The sequence below is a fragment of the Actinomadura madurae genome (assembly GCF_900115095.1).
Lineage (GTDB): Bacteria > Actinomycetota > Actinomycetes > Streptosporangiales > Streptosporangiaceae > Spirillospora > Spirillospora madurae.
Window position 1 is genome coordinate 32327 of the sequence record NZ_FOVH01000013.1, and the last position, 19723, is coordinate 52049.

Annotated in this window: 5 protein-coding genes (1 of these 5 only partly in view); 2 read left to right on the forward strand and 3 right to left on the reverse strand. The window is 74.3% G+C overall.

The genetic code is table 11. The features are described from left to right. On the forward strand, window positions 1–14755 hold the 3' portion of the coding sequence (locus tag BM339_RS31070) for a non-ribosomal peptide synthetase (RefSeq protein ID WP_075023181.1). 8030 nt of this gene lie to the left of the window's left edge; only the last 14755 of its 22785 coding nucleotides appear in the window; its start codon lies beyond the left edge, outside the window; its stop codon occupies window positions 14753–14755. Beyond that, window positions 14752–15768 carry a methyltransferase gene (locus BM339_RS31075; protein WP_021593731.1) on the forward strand — a complete coding sequence of 339 codons (1017 nt, stop codon included), beginning with the start codon at window positions 14752–14754 and terminating at the stop codon, window positions 15766–15768. Before BM339_RS31070 ends, BM339_RS31075 begins: the two co-directional genes overlap by 4 nt. Window positions 15769–15792: 24 nt before the next feature. Here BM339_RS31075 and BM339_RS31080 read toward each other — a convergent pair whose 3' ends face one another. From BM339_RS31080 to BM339_RS31090, 3 genes are read right to left on the reverse strand one after another with little or no spacing between them, the layout of a single operon-like run. Next, on the reverse strand, window positions 15793–16830 hold the full coding sequence (locus tag BM339_RS31080; RefSeq protein ID WP_075023182.1) for a hypothetical protein: 1038 nt from the start codon (window positions 16828–16830) through the stop codon (window positions 15793–15795). A gap of 13 nt (window positions 16831–16843) precedes the next feature. Then, a complete protein-coding gene (locus BM339_RS31085; protein WP_075023183.1) occupies window positions 16844–18787 on the reverse strand; it encodes an ABC transporter ATP-binding protein in 1944 nt (647 codons plus the stop codon). Beyond that, window positions 18784–19632 carry an alpha/beta fold hydrolase gene (locus BM339_RS31090; protein WP_024933946.1) on the reverse strand — a complete coding sequence of 283 codons (849 nt, stop codon included), beginning with the start codon at window positions 19630–19632 and terminating at the stop codon, window positions 18784–18786. The genes BM339_RS31085 and BM339_RS31090 overlap by 4 nt, the downstream gene beginning before the upstream one ends. Window positions 19633–19723: the final 91 nt, after the last annotated feature.

Consider the following 19723-nt stretch of genomic DNA (forward strand, 5'->3'; position numbering starts at 1 on the left):
CCAGAACGTCGTGCGATTCGTGCGCTCGCTGGAGCGGTGGTTCGACTTCGGACCGGATGACGCGTGGACGCTGTTCCACTCGTACGCCTTCGACTTCACGGTGTGCGAGCTGTGGGGCCCGCTGCTGTACGGCGGCCGGCTGGTGGTGGTGCCGTACCTGACGTCGCGGTCGCCGCGCGAGTTCGCGGAGCTGCTGGCGGCCGAGCGGGTCACGGTGCTGAACCAGACGCCCTCGGCGTTCTTCCAGCTCATGGCGGAACAGCGCGACGACTGGTCGCTGCGGCACGTGAACATCGGCGGCGAGTCGTGGGAACTGGGCCGCCTGGAGGACTGGTACGACCGGCACGCGGACGACGCGCCGCGGCTCGTGAACGTCTACGGGCCCACCGAGACCACCGTGTTCGCCACCCGCTACGCCCTGGACCGCGAGCGGGTGCGGACCGCGTCGAACGTCATCGGCTCTGGTCTGGCGGACCTGCGGCTTTATGTGCTGGATCGGCGGTTGCGGCCGGTACCGCCTGGGGTGGCGGGTGAGTTGTACGTGGCGGGTGCGGGGCTGGCTCGGGGCTATCTGCATCGTCCGGGGTTGAGTGCGGAGCGGTTCGTGGCCGACCCGTTCGGGGCGGCGGGGACCCGGATGTACCGGACCGGCGATGTGGTCCGGTGGCGGGCCGGTGGAGACGTGGAGTATCTGGGCCGCAGCGACGAGCAGGTGCAGTTGCGCGGGTTCCGGGTGGAGCTGGGTGAGGTCAAGGCGGTGCTGGCGCGGCATCCGGGGGTGGCCGATGTCGCGGTGGTCGTTCATGAGGAGCGGCTCGTCGCCTATGTGCAGGGTGTGGTGGAGGAGGCGGAGCTGAGGGCGTTGGCGGTGGCGGGCCTGCCCGAGCACATGGTGCCCGCCGCGTTCGTCGCCCTGGACGCGCTGCCGCTGACCGTGAACGGCAAGCTCGACCGCAAGGCGCTGCCCGCACCCGCCTTCGGGACCGCGACCCCGGCCGGCCGTGCTCCGGCGAGCGCGCGGGAGGAACTCCTGTGCCAGGTGTTCGCGCAGGTGCTGGGGTTGGACGACGTCGGCGTGGACGACGACTTCTTCGCACTCGGCGGGCATTCGCTGCTCGCGACGCGGCTGGTGGGCCGAGTGCGCACCATCCTCGGAGCCGAGGTGCCGCTGCGGACGCTGTTCGAGTCGCCGACCCCCGCCGGCCTGGCCGGACGGCTGTTCGAGGCCGAGCGGGCGCGCACCGCCTTGGCGCCGGTGGGGCGTCCGGAGCGGCTGCCGCTGTCGTACGCGCAGCGGCGGCTCTGGTTCCTCGCGCAGCTGGAGGGGCCGAGCCCGGCCTACAACGTCTCCACCACCCTGCGGCTGACCGGCGAGCTGGACCGGCGGGCGCTGGAAGAGGCGTTCCGCGACGTGCTGGAACGGCACGAGGTGCTGCGCACGGTGTTCCCGGTGGCCGACGGCCAGCCGTACCAGCGGGTGCTGGACCGCGGCGAGCCGTTCTTCGCCCTGACGGCCGACCAGATCACCCGGGACGAGCTGCCGGACGCGGTGGCCGAGGCGAACCGGTACGCGTTCGACCTGTCGGCCGAGGTGCCGATCCGGGCGTGGTTGTTCACGCTCGGACCGGACGAGCACGTGCTGGCGCTGGTGGTGCACCACATCGCCGCCGACGGCTGGTCGATGGCGCCGCTGGCGCGCGACCTGAGCGCCGCCTACGCGGCCCGGCGAGCGGGGCACGCGCCGGAGTGGGCGCCGCTGCCGGTGCAGTACGCGGACTACACGCTGTGGCAGCGGGATCTGCTCGGGTCGGAGGACGATCCCGGGAGCCTCCTCGCGGAACAGGTCGCGTACTGGCGCGAGGCGCTGGCGGGGGTCCCGGAGGAGCTGGCGCTGCCGTTCGACCGGCCGCGTCCCGCGATGGCATCGAACCGTGGGTACCGGGCGCCGCTCACGGTGCCGCCCGACGTGCACGCCCAAGTCCGTGAGGTGGCGCGCGAACATGGCGTGACCGTGTTCATGGTGCTCCAGGCGGCCTTGGCGGTGACGCTGTCGCGGCTGGGCGCGGGCACCGATGTCCCGATCGGTTCGGCGGTCGCGGGCCGTCTGGACGAGGCGCTGGACGGTCTGGTCGGGTTCTTCGTGAACACGCTGGTGATCCGCGGTGACCTGTCCGGCGACCCGACGTTCGCCGAGATGCTGGCCCGGGTGCGCGAGACGAGCCTGCGCGCCTACGCCCATCAGGACGTGCCGTTCGAGCGTCTGGTGGAGGAACTGGCTCCGGCCCGGTCGCTGGCGCGCCACCCGCTGTTCCAGGTGATGGTGACGTTGCAGAACAACGCCCAGGCGACCCTGGACCTCCCCGGGGTCCGCGCGGGCGGCGCGCCGGCGTCGGCGCCCCGGTCCGGGACCGCGACGGCGACGTTCGACCTGGACGTCAGCGTCGAGGAGGTCTTCGACGGCGAGGGCGCGGCGGCGGGGCTGCGCGGATCGGTGACCGCGGCCGCCGACGTCTTCGATCAGCGGACGGCCGAGCGGTTCGCCGACGCCCTGGCCCGGGTGCTGTCCGCGGCGGCGCTCGACCAGTCGGCGCGGGTGAGCCGGGTCGAGGTCCTGGACCCGGCCGAACGGCACCGGATGCTGGTGGAGTGGAACCGGACGGCGGTGGACGCGCCGACCGTGTCGGTGGTGCGGATGTTCGAGGAGCAGGCGGCGCGGCTTCCCGGCGCGATGGCGCTGGTGGACGGTGACATCTCGCTGTCGTACGCGGAGCTCGACGCGCGAGCGGACCGGGTGGCGCGCTGGTTGCGGGGACGGGGCGCGGGGCCGGAGTCGGTGGTGGCCGTCGCCATGCCGCGAGGCGCCGATCTGATGGTGGTCCTGCTGGGGGTGCTGAAGGCGGGCGCCGCGTACCTGGCACTGGACCCGGCGCAGCCGGCCGAGCGGTCGTCGTCCGTGCTGGCCGACGCCGGGCCGTGCCTGGTGATCACGAACGCGGCGGGTGCGGCGTCGGTGAGCGGGTCCCCGGCTCCGGTCGTGGAGATGGGCTCTCCCGGCCTCGCCTCGCCGGACGCGGAGATGGACACCGGTGATCGGCGCGTGGACGTCCAGGGCGGGAACGCGGCGTACGTGGTGTACACGACGGGGTCGACGGGCCGGCCCAAGGGCGTGGTGATCTCCCATGCGGGGTTCGCGAACCTGACGGTGAGCCACGACCGGTTCGGGCTGGTGCCGGGGCGGTCGCGGGTGGCGCAGTTCGCCTCGGTGGGCTTCGACATGTTCTGCGAGGAGTGGCTGCTGGCGCTGCTGGGCGGGGCGGCGCTGGTGATCGTCCCCCCGGAGCGGCGGCTGGGGGGCGAACTGGCGGGGTTCCTGAACGAGTCGGGGGTGACGCACGCGACGCTCCCGCCGGCGGTGGTGGCCACGCTCCCCGAGGGATCGCTGGATCCGGAATTCGTGCTGGACGTGGGAGGCGAGGCACTGCCCGCCGAGGTGGTGACGCGGTGGGCCTCGGACGGGCGGGTGATGTTCAACAGCTACGGCCCCAGCGAGACGACGGTGAACGCGGCGGTGTGGCGGTGCGACCCCGAGTCGGTGGCCGGCGGCGCGGTGCCGATCGGCACCCCGATCCCCAACACCCGTGTGTACGTGGTGGACGACGCCCTGCGGCCTGTTCCGCCGGGCGTCGTGGGCGAGTTGTACGTGTCCGGAGCCGGGTTGGCCCGGGGGTATCTGGGGCTCGCGCGGTTGACGGGCGAGCGGTTCGTGGCGTGCCCGTTCGAGTCGGGCGAGCGGATGTACCGGACGGGGGATCTCGTCCGATGGACACCCGGCGGGCAGCTGGTGTTCGCGGGCCGCGCCGACGACCAGGTGAAGATCCGGGGCTTCCGGATCGAGCCGGGCGAGGTCGAGGCGGTGACGACCGCTCACCCGGGAGTTCGCCAGGCCGCGGTGGTCGCGCGTGAGGACGGTCCCGGGGGCAGGCACCTGGTCGCCTACACGGTGGGCGAGGCAGCTCAGGAGGACTTGCACCGGTTCGTGGCCGACCGGCTGCCCGGCTACATGGTGCCTTCGGCGTTCGTGCGCCTGGACGCACTGCCGCTGAACGCCAGCGGGAAGCTGGACCGCGCGGCCCTGCCCGCTCCCCGGTTCGCGGCGGGCGCCGGCCGGGCTCCGGCCGGCGTGCGGGAAGAGATCGTGTGCCGCGCGTTCGCGGAGGTCCTCGGCCTGGACGGCGTGGGGGTCGAGGACGACTTCTTCCGGCTGGGCGGGCATTCGCTGCTGGCGGTCCGGCTGGTGGAGGCGCTGCGCGACCAGGGCGTCTCTGTGTCGGTGCGCACGCTGTTCCAGACGCCGACACCGGCGGGTCTGGCCGCGGGGGCCGAGGCCGAGACGGTCGAGGTCCCGCCGAACCTGATCCCGCCGGATGCCGACCACCTCACCCCGGAGATGCTGCCGCTCGCCGACCTCACGGCCGACGAGGTCGGGCGGGTCGTGGACAGGGTGGAGGGCGGCGCCGCCAACATCGCCGACGTGTATCCGCTGGCTCCGCTTCAGGAGGGCCTGTTCTTCCACCACCTGATGGCCGACGACGGCCGGGACGCCTATCTCGTTCCCCAGGTGCTCCGGTTCGACGCGCGGGAGCGCCTGGACGCCTTCCTGGCCGCCCTGCAGCGCGTGATCGACCGGCATGACGTCTACCGCACGGGGGTCGTGTGGGAGGGACTGCGGGAGCCGGTCCAGGTGGTGGCGCGCCGGGCGGTGCTGCCGGTCCACGAGGTGGCGGACCTCGCCGCCGCGGAGGGGACCGCGATGGACACGGGGCGCGCCCCGCTGATCGATGTGCACGTCGCGCCGGAGGACGGCGGCGGGTGGCTGGCGCTGCTGCGGACGCACCACCTCGTCCAGGACCACACCACCGTGGAGGTGCTGCTGGCGGAGCTGGACGCGATCATGTCGGGGCGCGAGGACGAACTGCCCGAGCCGCTGCCGTTCCGCGACTTCGTGGCGCAGGCCCGGCTGGGGATGCCGCGGGAAGAGCACGAGCGCTACTTCGCGGACCTGCTCGGCGACGTCGAGGAGACGACCGCGCCGTACGACCTGGTCGACGTGCACGGCGACGGCGGGAGCGTCGAACGGGCCCGCGTGACCGTCGACCACGACCTCGGCGCACGGGTCCGCGAGGTGGCGCGCGGCCTGCGCGTCAGCGCCGCCACCATCTTCCACCTGGCGTGGGCCCGGGTGCTCGGGACGGTGAGCGGCCGGGACGACGTGGTGTTCGGCACCGTGCTGTTCGGCCGGATGAACGCGGGCGCGGGCGCGGACCGGGTGCCGGGGTTGTTCATCAACACGCTGCCGGTGCGGGTGCGCCTCGATGAGACCGGCGTGGGCGACGCGCTGGACGCGATGCGGGACCAGCTCGCCGAGCTGCTGGTGCACGAGCACGCCCCGCTCAGCCTCGCCCAGCAGGCCAGCGGGATGCCGGGCGGCAGGCCGCTGTTCACCTCGATCCTGAACTACCGGCACGGCTCGGACCGTGGCGACGCGCCGCACCGGCGCGCCGAGGGGATCCGGACCGTGTCGGCGCGGGAGGCCACCAACTATCCGGTGGCGGTGTCGATCGAGGACCACGGCGCCGGGTTCGGGCTGACGGTGGACGCGGTGGACGCGGTCGACGGCACGGCACTGTGCCGGCTGCTGCACACCTGCCTCGCCAACCTGGTGGACGCGCTCCAGGACGACCCCGGCGTCCGGTTGAGCATGCTGGACGTCCTCGACCCGGCCGAGCGGGAGCGGACCCTGTCGGAGTGGAGCCGGGGCACGGGGGCCGCCGGCGCGAGCCGCGCGATCACGATCCCGGCGCTTTTCGAGGAACGGGCGGGCCGCACGCCTGACGCGCCCGCCGTCACCAGCGGCGGCTCCACCCTCACGTACGGGGAGCTGGACGAGCGCGCGAACCGGCTCGCGCACCACCTGATCGAGCGGGGCGTCGGCCCGGAGCGGCCGGTGGCGCTGGCGCTCCCGCGCGACGAGGACATGATCGTGGCGATCCTCGCCGTGCTCAAGGCGGGCGGGGCCTACCTGCCGATCGATCCGGCGAACCCCGCCGACCGCATCGCGTACGTGCTGGACGACGCCCGCCCGGCGCTGCTGCTGGCCAAGGGGCCGCACCCCGGATCGGGCGAGCGGATCCTGCTCGACGACGCCTTCCAGGCCGGGCTGTCCCGGTATCCGGCCACCGCCCCGCGTGTGCCGCTGTCCCCGGACCACCCGGCGTACGTGATCTACACCTCCGGCTCGACCGGCCGCCCGAAGGGCGTGGTCGTCCCGCACCGGAACGTGGTGCGGCTGCTGGCGGCGACCGAGCGGTGGTACGGCTTCGGCCCCGACGATGTATGGGCGCTGTTCCACTCGTACGCCTTCGACTTCTCCGTCTGGGAGATGTGGGGCGCGCTGCTGTACGGAGGCCGGCTGGTCATCGTGCCGCACGCCGTGTCGAGGTCGCCGGAGGAGGCGCTCGACCTGCTGGCCCGCGAGCGGGTCACGGTGCTCAACCAGACGCCGTCCGCCTTCTACCAGCTCGCGGAGGTGGAGCCGCCGGGCGAGCTGGCGCTGCGGTACGTGATCTTCGGGGGCGAGGCGCTGGATCCGGCGCGCCTGGAGACGTGGTACGCGCGGCATCCGGACGACGCGCCGGTGCTCGTCAACATGTACGGGATCACCGAGACGACCGTGCACACGACGTACGGTCCGCTGGACCGGTCGTCCGCGGCCGGCGGGCGCGGCACGATCGGCACCGGCCTGCCCGACATGCGGCTGTACGTGCTGGACGCGAGACTGCGCCCGGTGCCGGCCGGCGTCACCGGGGAGCTGTACGTGGCCGCGGCCGGGCTGGCCCGCGGCTACCTGAACCGGCCGGGCCTGAGCGCCGAGCGCTTCGTGGCCTGCCCGCACGGACCCGGGCGGATGTACCGGACCGGCGACCTGGCCCGCTGGCTCCCCGACGGCACGCTGGAGTACCGGGGGCGCGCCGACCAGCAGGTGCAGCTTCGCGGGTTCCGGATCGAGCCGGGCGAGATCGAGGCGGTCCTGGCCCGGCATCCGTCGGTGGGCCAGGTCGCGGTGCTGGTCCGCGAGGACCGGCCCGGCGACCGGCGGCTCGTCGCGTACGCGACCGGCGACGCCGATCCGGCCGCGCTGCGCGCCTTCTGCGCGGAGTCGCTGCCCGAGTACATGGTCCCCTCGGCGGTCGTCATGCTCGGCGCGCTGCCGCTGACGGGCAACGGCAAGCTCGACCGGGCCGCGCTGCCCGCACCCGGGCCCGCCGCCGGCGCGGGCGGGGGCCGCGGGCCGGCCGACGCACGGGAGGAGATCCTGTGCCAGGTGTTCGCCGAGGTGCTGGGGCTGCCGTCGGTGGGCCCGGAGGACGACTTCTTCGCGCTCGGCGGGCATTCGCTGCTGGTGATGCGGCTGGTGAGCCGGGCGCGCGCGGTCCTGGACGTCGAGGTGCCGCTGCGGGCGGTCTTCGAGGCCCGCTCGGCGGCCGGGCTGGCGGCCCGGCTCTCCGGCGCCGGTCACAGGCGGCCGGCGCTGGTCGCGCGGACCCGTCCCGAGCGGGTGCCGCTGTCCTACGGGCAGCGGCGGCTGTGGTTCATCGGCCAGCTGGAGGGGCCGAGCCCGACCTACAACAGCCCCGTGGTGGTGCGGCTGTCCGGAGGGTTGGACCGGGCGGCGCTGGCGGCGGCGCTGCGGGACGTCATCGGGCGGCACGAGGTGCTGCGGACGGTGTACGCGGTGGCCGATGGTGAGCCGTACCAGCGCGTGCTGGGCGTCGAGGAGCTGGAGTGGGAGCCCACGGTCGCCGAGGTGGCCCCGGAGGGACTCGCCGGCGCCGTGGCGGAGGCGAGCGAGTACGCCTTCGATCTGTCCGCCGAGGTCCCGTTCAGGGCGTGGGTGTTCGACCTCGGACGGGACGAGCACGTGCTCACCCTGATGGTGCACCACATCGCCGTGGACGGCTGGTCGATGGAGCCGCTGGCGCGTGACCTGAACGCGGCCTATGCGGCGCGGTGCGCGGGCCGCGCACCGGAGTGGGCGCCGCTGCCGGTCCAGTACGCCGACTACGCGCTGTGGCAGCGCGAGGTGCTGGGCTCGCCGGACGACCCGGAGAGCCCGCTGTCGCGGCAGGTGGCGTACTGGCGCGAGGCGCTGGCCGGCGCGCCGGAGGAGCTGGCGCTGCCGTTCGACCGCGCCCGGCCGGCCGTCGCCTCGCATCGAGGGCACGCGACCGCGGTGGAGGTCCCGGCGGAGGTGCACGCGCGGGTCCGCGAGGTGGCGCGCGCCGAGGGCGTCACGGTGTTCATGGTGCTCCAGGCGGCCCTGGCGACCATGCTCAACCGCCTCGGCGCGGGCACCGACATCCCGATCGGGTCGGCGGTGGCCGGCCGGTCGGACGAGGCGCTGGACGATCTGGTGGGCTGCTTCGTCAACACGCTCGTGATCCGCAGCGATCTGTCGGGCGACCCGACGTTCGCGGAGTTGCTGGGACGGGTGCGGAGCCGGGGACTGGCGGCGTTCGAGCACCAGGACGTGCCCTTCGAGCGGCTGGTCGAGGAGCTCGCCCCGGCGCGTTCGCTGGCCCGGCAGCCGCTGTTCCAGGTGATCCTCACCATGCACAACACCATCCCGGTGACCGGCACGCGCCCGGACGCCGGCCCGGGCCCCGCGCGCTCCGGAGTGCGTGCCACGACGCTGCCGATGAACGAGGGCCCGGCGAAGTTCGACCTGTCGGTGCTGGTGGGGGAGAAGTTCGCGGCGGACGGTGCGCCGCGAGGGATCGGCGGGCAGATCGCGGGGGCGGCGGACCTGTTCGAGGCCGCCTCGGTCGAGCGGATCGCGGACCGCTTCGTGCGGGTCCTCTCGGCGGCGGTCGAGGATCCGTCGGTGCGGGTGAGCGCGCTGGACGTGCTGGACCCCGCCGAGCGTGACCGGCTGCTCGTCGCATGGAACGACACGACGGCCGAGACCGGGCCCCTGCCGGTGCCGGAGCTGTTCGAGGCCCAGGCGGCCCGGACCCCGGACGCGGTCGCGGTCGTCGAGGACGGCGGCGAGGTGTCCTACGCGGAGCTGGAGGCGCGGGCGAACCGGCTGGCGCACTTCCTGCGCGGCCAGGGGGTCGGCGCCGAGTCGGTGGTGGGGGTGTGCCTGCCGCGCGGCGCCGAGATGGTCGCGGCGATCCTGGGCGTGTGGAAGGCGGGCGCGGCCTACGTTCCGATCGACCCGGGGCAGCCCGCCGAGCGGATCGCCCACATGCAGTCCGACAGCGGCGCGGTGCTGACCCTCACCTGCGAGGAGGTGCTGGACGATCTTCCGGCGGGCCGCCATCGGGTGGAGGCGCTGGACGGCGCGCCGACGGCGGCACTGCTGGCGGCGATGCCCGGCGACGCACCGCGCGTGCCCGTGGCCGCGGGGCAGGCGGCGTACGTGATCTACACGTCGGGATCGACTGGACGCCCCAAGGGAGTGGTGGTCACCCACGGCGGGCTGGCGAACTACGTGTCCACGGTGCCGGAGCGCGTCGGGTTCGGGACGGGCCGGTACGCGGTGCTGCAGGGCCAGGCCACCGACCTCGGCAACACGGTCGTGTTCGCGAGCCTCACCTCCGGCGGCCGGCTCCACATCCCGCCCGAGGAGATGGTGACCGACGCGGCCGCGGTGCGGTCGTATCTGGCCGACCACCGGATCGACTTCCTGAAGGTCGTTCCGTCGCACCTGGCCGCGCTCGGGGCCGGCGCGGTGCCGGGCGGCGCACTGGTGCTCGGCGGCGAGGCGGCTCCGCCGGACCTGGTCGCGGAGCTGCTGGCCGCGGACTGCGAGGTGTTCAACCACTACGGACCCACGGAGACCACGATCGGTGTGGCCACGGCGCGGCTGGCGCCGGGGGCGCCGATCGGCACCCCGGTCGCCAACACCCGGCTGTACGTGCTGGACGGCCGGCTGGAGCCGGTGCCGGCCGGGGTGGCAGGTGAACTGTACGTGGCCGGCGCCCAGGTGGCCCGCGGGTACGCGGGACGTCCGGCGCTCACGGCGGAGCGGTTCGTCGCCTGCCCGTTCGGCGGGCGGATGTACCGCACCGGGGACCTGGCGCGGTGGACGGCGGGCGGGGAGCTGGAGTTCGCGGGCCGGGTCGACGACCAGGTCAAGATCCGCGGGTTCCGCGTGGAACCGGGCGAGGTCGAGAGCGTCCTCGCCGGACATCCGCTGGTCGAGCGGGCCGCGGTGGTGATGCGCGACGAACGGCTGGTCGCCTACGCGGTGGGCGACGCGGACGAGGCCGAGCTGCGCCGCTACGCCGCCGCGAAGCTGCCCGGCCACATGGTGCCCTCGGCCTTCGTCGCACTCGACGCCCTGCCGCTGACCGGCAACGGCAAGCTCGACCGGGCCGCCCTGCCCGCGCCGGACCACGCCGTCGTGAGCGGGCGTGCCCCGAGCGGCGTGGAGGAAGAGGTCCTCTGCCAGTCCTTCGCCGAGGTGCTCGGCCTGGACGCCGTCGGCGTGGACGACGACTTCTTCGCGCTGGGCGGGCACTCGCTGCTGGCGGTGCGGCTGGTGGAGGTGCTGCGGGAGCGCGGGGTGTCGGTCTCGGTGCGGACGCTGTTCGAGTCGCCCAGCCCGGCCAGCCTCGCCGCGGCGGCGGGCCCGGCCGAGGTGCCGGTGCCGGAGAACCGCATCCCGGCGGACGCCACCGAGATCACGCCGGACATGCTCACGCTCGTGGACCTGTCCGCCGATGAGGTGGAGCGGGTCGTCGCCGCGGTCGAGGGCGGCGCGGCCAACATCGCGGACGTCTATCCGCTGGCTCCCTTGCAGGAGGGTCTGTTCTTCCACCATCTGCTTCAGGCCGACGGCGGCCGGGACGTCTACGCCTCCCCGAACGTCCTCGGCTTCGACTCCAGGGAACGCCGCGACGGCATCCTGGCCGCGTTGCAGCGGGTGATCGACCGGCGCGACATCTACCGGACCGCGATCGTGTGGGAGGGAGTGCGGGAGCCGGTGCAGGTGGTGGTCCGCCGGGCGGTGCTGCCGGTGCGGGAGGTCGTGCTGGATGACGGTGCCGAGCCGGTGCGGCGGTTGCTGGCGGCGGCCGGTGCGGGGATGGACCTGCGGCGTGCGCCGCTGATCGACGTGCACGTCTCCGACCGGCCGGTGGACGGGCGTTGGCTGGCCCTGCTGCGCATCCACCACCTGGTCCAGGACCACACCACCCAGGACGTCCTGCTGGGCGAAATACACGCCATCCTGACCGGCCGGGAGGACGAGCTGCCCGAGCCGCTGCCGTTCCGCAACTTCGTCGCGCAGGCGCGGCTGGGCGTGCCGCGGGAGGAGCACGAGCGGTACTTCGCGGATCTGCTGGGCGACGTCGAGGAGACCACGGCGCCGTACGGGCTGCTGGACGTCCACCGTGACGGGAGCGGCATCACCTCGGCGAGCCGGTTCATCGACGAGGAGGTGAGCAGGCGGACCCGGGAGGTCGCGCGCACGCTGGGGATGAGCCCGGCGACGATCTTCCATCTGGCGTGGGCGCGGGTGCTGGCCACCCTCAGCGGCCGCGAGGACGTCGTCTTCGGCACCGTGCTGTTCGGCCGCATGAACGCGGGACGGGGAGCGGACCGGACGGCGGGCCTGTTCCTCAACACGCTGCCGGTGCGGGTCCGGATGGACGGCACCGGCGTCGAGGACGCGCTGAACGGCATGCGCGGCCAGCTGGCCGAGCTGCTCGTCCACGAGCACGCCTCGCTCGCCCTCGCCCAGCGGGCGAGCGGCGTGCCCGGCGGCAGCCCGCTGTTCACCTCGATCCTCAACTACCGGTACTCCCACGGCCCGGACCCGGCGTCGGCCTCGCGGCAGGCACCGGCACCCTCCGGCATCAAGATGATGTACACCGGCAGGGCCACCAACTACCCGATGACCGTGTCGGTGGACGACCTGGGCGACGGGATCGAGCTGACCGTGGACACGGTGGCGCCGGCGGAGGCGGCGGTGGTCTGCCGGATGCTGCAGACCTGCGTCGACCACCTGGTGACGGCCCTCGAAGAGGATCCGGCCGCGCGGGTCGGCGCGATCGAGGTGCTCGACAAGTCCGAGCGCGATCGGCTGACCTGGGCCTGGAACGACACCGCGACGGAGGTGCCGCACACGTCGGTGACCGGGATGTTCGAGGCCCAGGCGGCGCGGGCGCCGGACGCCCCGGCCGTGCTCGCCGACGACGCCGAGCTGTCGTACGCCGAGCTGGACGCGCGGGCGAACCGCCTCGCCCGCGCGCTGATCGCCCGAGGGGCCGGCCCGGAGTCGGTGGTCGCGGTCGCGATGGAGCGGGGAGCCGGCCTGACGGCCGTCCTGCTGGGCGTGCTGAAGGCGGGGGGCGCCTACCTGGCGCTCGATCTCGTGCAGCCCGCCGAGCGGCTCGCCTTCATCCTCGAGGACGCCGGGCCCGTGCTGGTCGTCGCCGACGCGCTCGGGGCCGCCTCCGTTCAGGGGTTCCCGGGCCAGGTCATCGACGTCGGTTCCGCCGCGTTCGCGGCCGAGACGGCGGGGCTGCCCGCACGGGCGATCGAGGCGGGCGAGCGGCCGGCGCCTCCGCGCGGCGAGCACCCGGCGTACGTCTGCTACACCTCGGGGTCCACGGGGCGGCCGAAGGGCGTGGTGGTCACCCGTGCCGGGCTGGTGAACACCGCGGTGGCCGGAGGCGCCCGGCTGGGGACGCACCCGACCGTGAGGGTCGCCCAGGCCACGTCGGCGGGCTTCGACAGGTTCTCCCTGGAGTGGTCGATCGCGCTGTCGACGGGCGCCACCCTGGTGGTCGTCCCCGACTCGGAGCGGATGGGCGAGGAGCTGTCGCGCTTCATCGTCGACCGCGAGATCACCTACGCCGCCATGTCGCCCGCCGTCCTGGCCGGAATCCGCGAGGGCGCGATACCCCCGCACGTGGTGCTGCAGGTCGGCGGTGAGTCGTGCCCGCCGGAGCTGGTCGACCGCTGGTCGCCGGGACGCGCCATGTTCCACACGTACGGGCCGACCGAGACGACCATCCACGCCTCGGCGTGGCGGTGCCGCCCGGGGACGGCGGAGGTCCCGATCGGCGGGCCGATCGCGAACACCCGCACCGTCGTGCTGGACGCCCGCCTGCGGCCGGTCCCGGCCGGGGTGACCGGGGAGCTCTACGTGGCCGGGGCCGGTGTGGCGCGCGGCTACCTCGGCCGGCCCGCCCTGACCGGCGAGCGGTTCGTCGCCGACCCGTTCGGGGCCGGCGAGCGGATGTACCGGACCGGTGACCTCGCCCGCTGGACCACCGACGGCGAGCTGGTCTTCGCGGGGCGCACCGACGACCAGGTCAAGGTCCGCGGGTTCCGGATCGAGCTCGGGGAGATCGAGGCCGTGCTGTCGGCCGACGAACGGGTCGCGCAGGCCGTCGTGACCGTCCGGGCCGAGGCGCAGGACGACGCGCGCCTGGTCGGCTACGTCGTGCCCGCCGATCCCGGCGCGGACACCGAGGCGCTGCCGGACGCTCTGCGCAGGTCCGCGGCCACCCGGCTGCCGCACTACATGGTGCCCTCGGCCGTCGTCGTCCTGGACGCCCTGCCGTTGCGGCCGAGCGGCAAGGTCGACCGCGCCGCCCTGCCCGCCCCGAGGAGCGCGGCGGATTCCGCCCCGTCCCGCAACCTCGCCTCCGCCGACATGTTCGAGGCGACCGTGCGCGGGGCGTTCGCCGACGTCCTCGACGTGCCCGAGGTCGGCGCGGACGACGACTTCTTCGCGCTCGGCGGCCACTCGCTGCTGGCGGTGAGGCTCGTCGAACGGCTGCGGGCCGAGGGCGTCACGGTCGCGCTGCGCGAGGTGATCGCCAACCCGACGCCCGGCCGGCTGATCCACTCGTTCACCCTGTCGTCCATGCGGGACGCCCTCGGCGGGCTGCTGCAGATCCGCGCCGGCGGTACGAAGCCGGCGTTCTTCTTCGTCCATCCCGCGGGCGGGCTGAGCTGGTGCTACCTCCCGTTCGCCCGGCACATGCCGGAGGGGCACCCGCTCTACGGCCTGCAGGCGCAGGGCCTCGACGGCGAGTACGGGATGCCGGGCTCCGTCGCCGAGATGGCCGCGGCCTACGTGGAGCGCATCCGCTCCGCGCAGCCGTCCGGTCCGTACCACCTGGTGGGCTGGTCCTTCGGCGGGACCCCGGCGCACGAGGCCGCGGTCCGGCTCAGGTCCGAGGGCGAGGACGTGTCGCTGATCCTCATGGACGCCTACCCGCCGTATCGGGGCGCCGCGCCCGCGGTCACCGGCGAGGAGGAGGACGACGAGACGGCCGCCGCCATCGCGGGCGGCGATCCCGCGCGCGCCGTGCCGCCCGACGCCGTCGCGCGACTGGCACGGCGCATCCGCGCCGAGACGAGGCAGCGGCTGGGAGGCCTGCTGGACGACGAGGTCATGCGGCTGGCGCGCGTGTTCCACAACAACGCGACGGTCAGGGGCGCTCATCGATACGGCCGGTTCGACGGCGACACGCTGATCCTCGTCGCGGAGGACGGAAAGCCGGCGGAGTTCTCCTCCGAGGCGATGTGGGGGTCCCATCTCGCGGGCCGGATCACCACCGTGGGCCTGCCGTGCGGCCACTCGGACATGACCCGGCCCGACATGGTCCCGCTGGTCGGGGAGGCGATGACCGAGTGGCTGAGCACACGGGACGAGGGGAGCACGAAATGACCGAACACGCGGTGCGGATGCGCGCCCTCCTGCACGGGCAGATCGTGTCCCGGGCCCTGTGCGTCGTGGCCGAGCTCGGGCTCGCCGACGAGCTGCGCGACGGTCCGCGCACGGCCGAGGAGCTGGCCGCCCGCGTGTCGGCCCATCCCGGCGCCGTGCGGCGGCTGCTGCGCGCGCTCAGCGCCTTCGACGTGTTCGCCGCGGACGCCGACGGCGCCTTCCGGCTCACCCCGCTCGGCGCGACGCTGTGCGAGGACGCGCCCGGCTCGGCCCGGCCGACCGCGCTGCTGCTGGGCGGTCCGGTCGGCACCGCGTGGACGCGGCTGGGCCACACCGCCCGCACCGGCGGGTCGGCGTTCACCGACGCCTTCGGCACCGGCTTCTTCGAGCACCTGACAGGCGAGCCGGAACTGAACGCGACGTTCGACCGGTCACAGGCCGAGGGGCTGCGCGTCGAGCTCGACGAGGTCTTCGGCGCCGTCGACTTCACCCCGTACCGGCGGATCGTCGACGTCGGCGGTGGCGACGGCGAACTGCTCGCACGCCTGCTGGAGGGGGTGCCGGGGGCGCACGGCCGGCTGCTGGACCTGCCCGGCACGGTGGCGCGCGCGGCCGGCCGGCTCGCGGCCCGGGGGCTCGCCGGCCGCTGCTCGCTCGTCGCCGGCGACTTCTTCGCGGAGGTCCCGTCCGGCGGCGACCTGTACCTGCTGTCGCACGTGCTGCACGACTGGGACGACGAACGGGCGGTCGACATCCTGCGCGTCTGCCGCACGGCGATGCCGCCGGACGCCACGCTCATGGTCATCGACCTGCTGCCGGACGGCGGGACCGACGACTCGTCCCGGTTCGCGGCCGGGATGGACCTCTACCTGATGTCGCTGTTCGGCGGCGACGGCGGCGGCGAGCGCGGGGACGAGGCCGTCCGGCGGCTGCTGCGCGACGCCGGGCTGGAGCCGCGGTCCACGCTGCGCCTGCCGAGCGGGATGGGGGTCGTGACGGCGGGCCGCCCATGACGGCGGCGGGCCCGGTCCGATCCGTCAGCCCTCCCGGCCGCCGGAGGGCGGCAGCAGGCCGAGCCGCTTGTCCCGGAACTGGGAGAGCACCCCGACCGCGGACCGGCGGGACCCGGCGGTGGCCAGCAGGCTCGGGGAGCTGTCGCCCACGAAGTGCTCGCACACGCCGCGGTGCGCGGCGTACGCGCCGTCCAGCGCGTCGCGGAAGCCGGCGATCAGCCCGTCGTCGCCGAGCGCGGCCCAGGCGTCGCCCGCGCCGGCGAGCGCGCCGATCAGCGCTTCGTGGTCCCGCCAGCGCAGCCCGCTCATCTTGGGCGGGGCGATCGGCGGCATCAGCGTCGGCCGGATCTCCGCCACGTACTCGTCGTTGCCGGAGTCGCCCGCGAAGCGCAGGGCACCGCGCGAAGCGCGCATCATGGTCGTGGCGGTCCGCGCCGCCGACCGGGCGCCGGCCGTGTCGCCGGCGTCGGCGGCCGAGCGCAGGCAGCGCAGCGCGACCGCGCCGCACTGGGCGAAGACCATGAAGACGTGGTGGCCGCGGACCCACTTGCGGAGCGCGTCCTTCGGCAGTGCCTCACCACGCGGGCGCGGTGGGCCCGGCGCCGGACGGACGGGAGGGTCGGCGGGGTCGGCCGGCCAGCAGGTCACCGTCGCGAAGCCGGCGAACAGGTCGGCCCAGTCGTCCCCGGGCAGCCCGGTGCCGCACCGGCGGGCCGCCTCCAGAAGCCCGATCAGCGCGGCCAGCCCGGCGTCGACCATCAGCGGGAGCGCGGCGCCGCCGTGGCGCTCGATCCCGAAGGCCAGGTCGTTGTCGCGGTTGGCCGCCGACTCCCGCGGGTCGTCCCGGACGCGAGGCCCGTGGTCGGCGGCCAGCGCCGCGCGCGCGGCGCGGGCGGCGCCTTCCAGCGTGTCGCAGCCGGTCCACGCGGCGTCGTCGAGGAGCCGGACGGCGTGCCGGGTGCCGGCCCCGGCGGCGGCGACCTCCGCCAGATCGCCCGGCAGGTCCTCCGGGCGGCCCAGACGGAACGGAACGGTCGCCACCTGCGGCAGATAGTCGGTCATCGGCTGTGCCCTCTCATCGCTCTCCGGCGTCCGCCGGCTGCGCGGCCTGGCCGGCGAACTGGCGGTGGTACAGGTCGGCATAGAGGCCGCCCTCGGCCAGCAGGCTGTCGTGCGTCCCGCACTGGCGGACCGTCCCGGAGTCGATGACCAGGATCTGGTCCGCCTCCCGGACGGTGGACAGCCGGTGCGCGATCACCAGCGAGGTGCGGCCGGCGAGGGCCGTCGTGAGCGCCCGCTGGATCCGCGCCTCGGACTCCGAGTCCAGGTGGGCCGTGGCCTCGTCGAGCACGACGATGGGCGGGGCCTTGACCAGGAGCCGGGCCAGCGCGATCCGCTGCTTCTCCCCTCCGGAGAACCGGTAGCCCCGGTCGCCGGCCATGGTGTCGAGCCCGTCGGGAAGGCTCTCGATGGTGTCCCAGATCAGCGCGGCCTTGCACGCCTCGACGAGGTCCCGCTCGCCGGCGTCCGGCCGCGCGTACAGCAGGTTGGCGCGCAGGGTGTCGTTGAACAGGTGCGCGTCCTGGGTGACCACGCCGACGTGCTCGCCCAGGGACGCGAAGGTCAGGTCGCGGACGTCGTGGCCGCCGATGCGCACCGTGCCCGACGTCGGGTCGTACAGGCGCGGCACCAGATGGGTGATGGTCGTCTTGCCGGCGCCCGACGGGCCGACCAGCGCGGTGAGCGTGCCCGCCGGGACGTGGAAGCTCAGGTCGTGCAGGACTCCGCGGGAGGCGCCGACCCGGTCGGTCGCGGGCTGCGCGGCCGACTCCAGCGACGCCAGCGACACCTCCTCGGCGGCCGGGTACCGGAAGAAGACGTTCTCGAACTCGACGCCGGACGCGCCGCCCCCGGGCCGGCCCTCCTCATCGGATGGCCCGGAGACCGGCAGGGCACGCGCGCCCGGCCGTTCCGCCACGAGCGGCCGGAGGTCGAGCACCTCGAAGACGCGGTCGAAGCTCACCAGGGCCGTCATGACGGACGACTGCATGCTGGAGAGCTGGTTGATGGGGCCGTACAACCGGAGCAGCAGCGCCACCATGGCGACCAGGCTCCCGACCCCGAGCGCGCCGTCGATGGCCAGCGCGCCGCCGAGGCCGTACACCAGGGCCGTCGTGAAGGAGGTGAGCAGCATGACGGTTATCGGCAGGAACTGCGCCCAGGTCACGGCCGTGACGCCGGCGTCGCGCAGCCGGCCGGCCTTGGCGGCGAACAGCTCCCGCTCCTCGGGAACCCGCCCGTAGAGCTTGGCCAGCAGCGCGCCCGCGACGTTGAACCGCTCGGTCATCATCGAGCTCATCTCGGCGTCCTGCTCCATCACCGCCCTGGACAGGCGCTGCAGCCGGTGCCCGATCTTCCGCCCGGGGATCAGGAACAGCGGGATCATCGCCAGCGCCGCCAGCGTGATCTGCCAGGACACGTAGAACATCGCGGCCAGCCCGAGGAGCAGGGTCAGCAGCGCCGACAGGGCCTGGGACAGCAGGATCGTCAGGGCCTGCCGGGCGCCCATCACGTCGGCGTTGAGCCGGCTGATCAGCTTTCCCGTCTGCACGCGGGTGAAGAACGCCAGCGGCTGGTGCTGCACATGGGCGAACACCGCGGTGCGCAGTTCGTAGACGATCCCCTCGCCGACGCGGCCCGAGGCCCGGTTCTGGACGAAGCTCGCCACGGCGGCCACCAGCGCGAGCCCCGCGAGCCCCAGGCTGAGCCCCACGACGAGGGAGAGGTTCTCCCGCGCGATGCCGCGATCGATGATCAGCTTGAGGACGAGCGGGCTGGCCGCCGCGATGCAGGCGTCGAGGACCGTGGTCGACAGCAGCAGCGCGATCTGCCACCGGTAGGGCCGCGCGTACGGCAGCATCCGCCGCATCGTCCCGCGCTTGACGCGCCGGCGGGGCACCGCCTCATGGGCCGGCCGGAGGCTGAGCGGGCCCATGCGGGAGCCGCCGGGCGTCGTCATGGCGCCCGCCTCACTCCCGCGCCGTTGACCGCGGGCGCCGTCCCGCTCTCGCGGCCGAGGAACTCGATGATGGCGGCGTTGACCGCGTCGGGGCGTTCCAGGTACCCGATGTGACCGGCGTCGGGGATCTCCACGAGGTCGCAGCCGGGGATCGCGTGCGCGACCTCGGCGGCCAGGTGGGGCGGGCAGGTCAGGTCGTCGGAGAACGCGATGACCCGGCAGGGCACGGTGACCCCGCGCAGCGCGGCGCGCCGGTCTCCCTGGGTCTCGACGGCGGCGAGCTGCCCATGGGCGGTGTCGCTCCCGGAGACCTCGAAGACCTCCAGCCAGGTCGCGACCGCGGCCTCGTCGTTCAGCGTCCGGGTCGAGAGCATCTCCAGCACCGCCCGGGTGGCCCGGTACCCGGGCGGCAGCCGGACTCCGCTGGCGTGCAGCTCCCGGTCGGCGGCCGACTGCGCGCGCCGGAACGCGTCGGAGCGGGCCCGGGGGGCGATCAGCACCGCCGAGCGCACCAGGTCCGGGCGGCCGAGCGCCAGCTCCTGCGCGATCATGGCGCCCAGCGAGGCCCCGGCGAGGTGGCACGGGCCGAGGCCGAGCGCCTCGATCAGTCCCGCGGTGTCGGCGACCATCTCGGCGAGGGTGTAGTCGCCCTCGGGCGCGTCCGACGGCGCGACGCCCCGGTTGTCGAACGTGATCGTCTCGTATCCGGCCCTGTTCAGCGCCGGCGTCTGATGCATGGACCAGACATGTCCCGCGGCGGACGACCCCATGATGAGAAGCACTGGCTCTCCATGGCCCGACCGCCGATACGAGAGCCGGATTCCGTTGCTCTTGACAAAAGGCATAGAGACCTGTCATTTCCCATCGTCTGGGAGCGGAAAAATGGCAGTGACGGCGTCACAGGCCACCCGATCAATACCATGGACCGTATCCGCC

Excerpts from the sequence above, each read along its gene's own strand:
- BM339_RS31085 (WP_075023183.1), bottom strand. The coding sequence starts at position 18,787 with ATGACGACGCCCGGCGGCTCCCGCATGGGCCCGCTCAGCCTCCGGCCG.
- BM339_RS31075 (WP_021593731.1), top strand. The coding sequence starts at position 14,752 with ATGACCGAACACGCGGTGCGGATGCGCGCCCTCCTGCACGGGCAGATC.
- BM339_RS31090 (WP_024933946.1), bottom strand. The coding sequence starts at position 19,632 with ATGCCTTTTGTCAAGAGCAACGGAATCCGGCTCTCGTATCGGCGGTCG.
- BM339_RS31080 (WP_075023182.1), bottom strand. The coding sequence starts at position 16,830 with ATGACCGACTATCTGCCGCAGGTGGCGACCGTTCCGTTCCGTCTGGGC.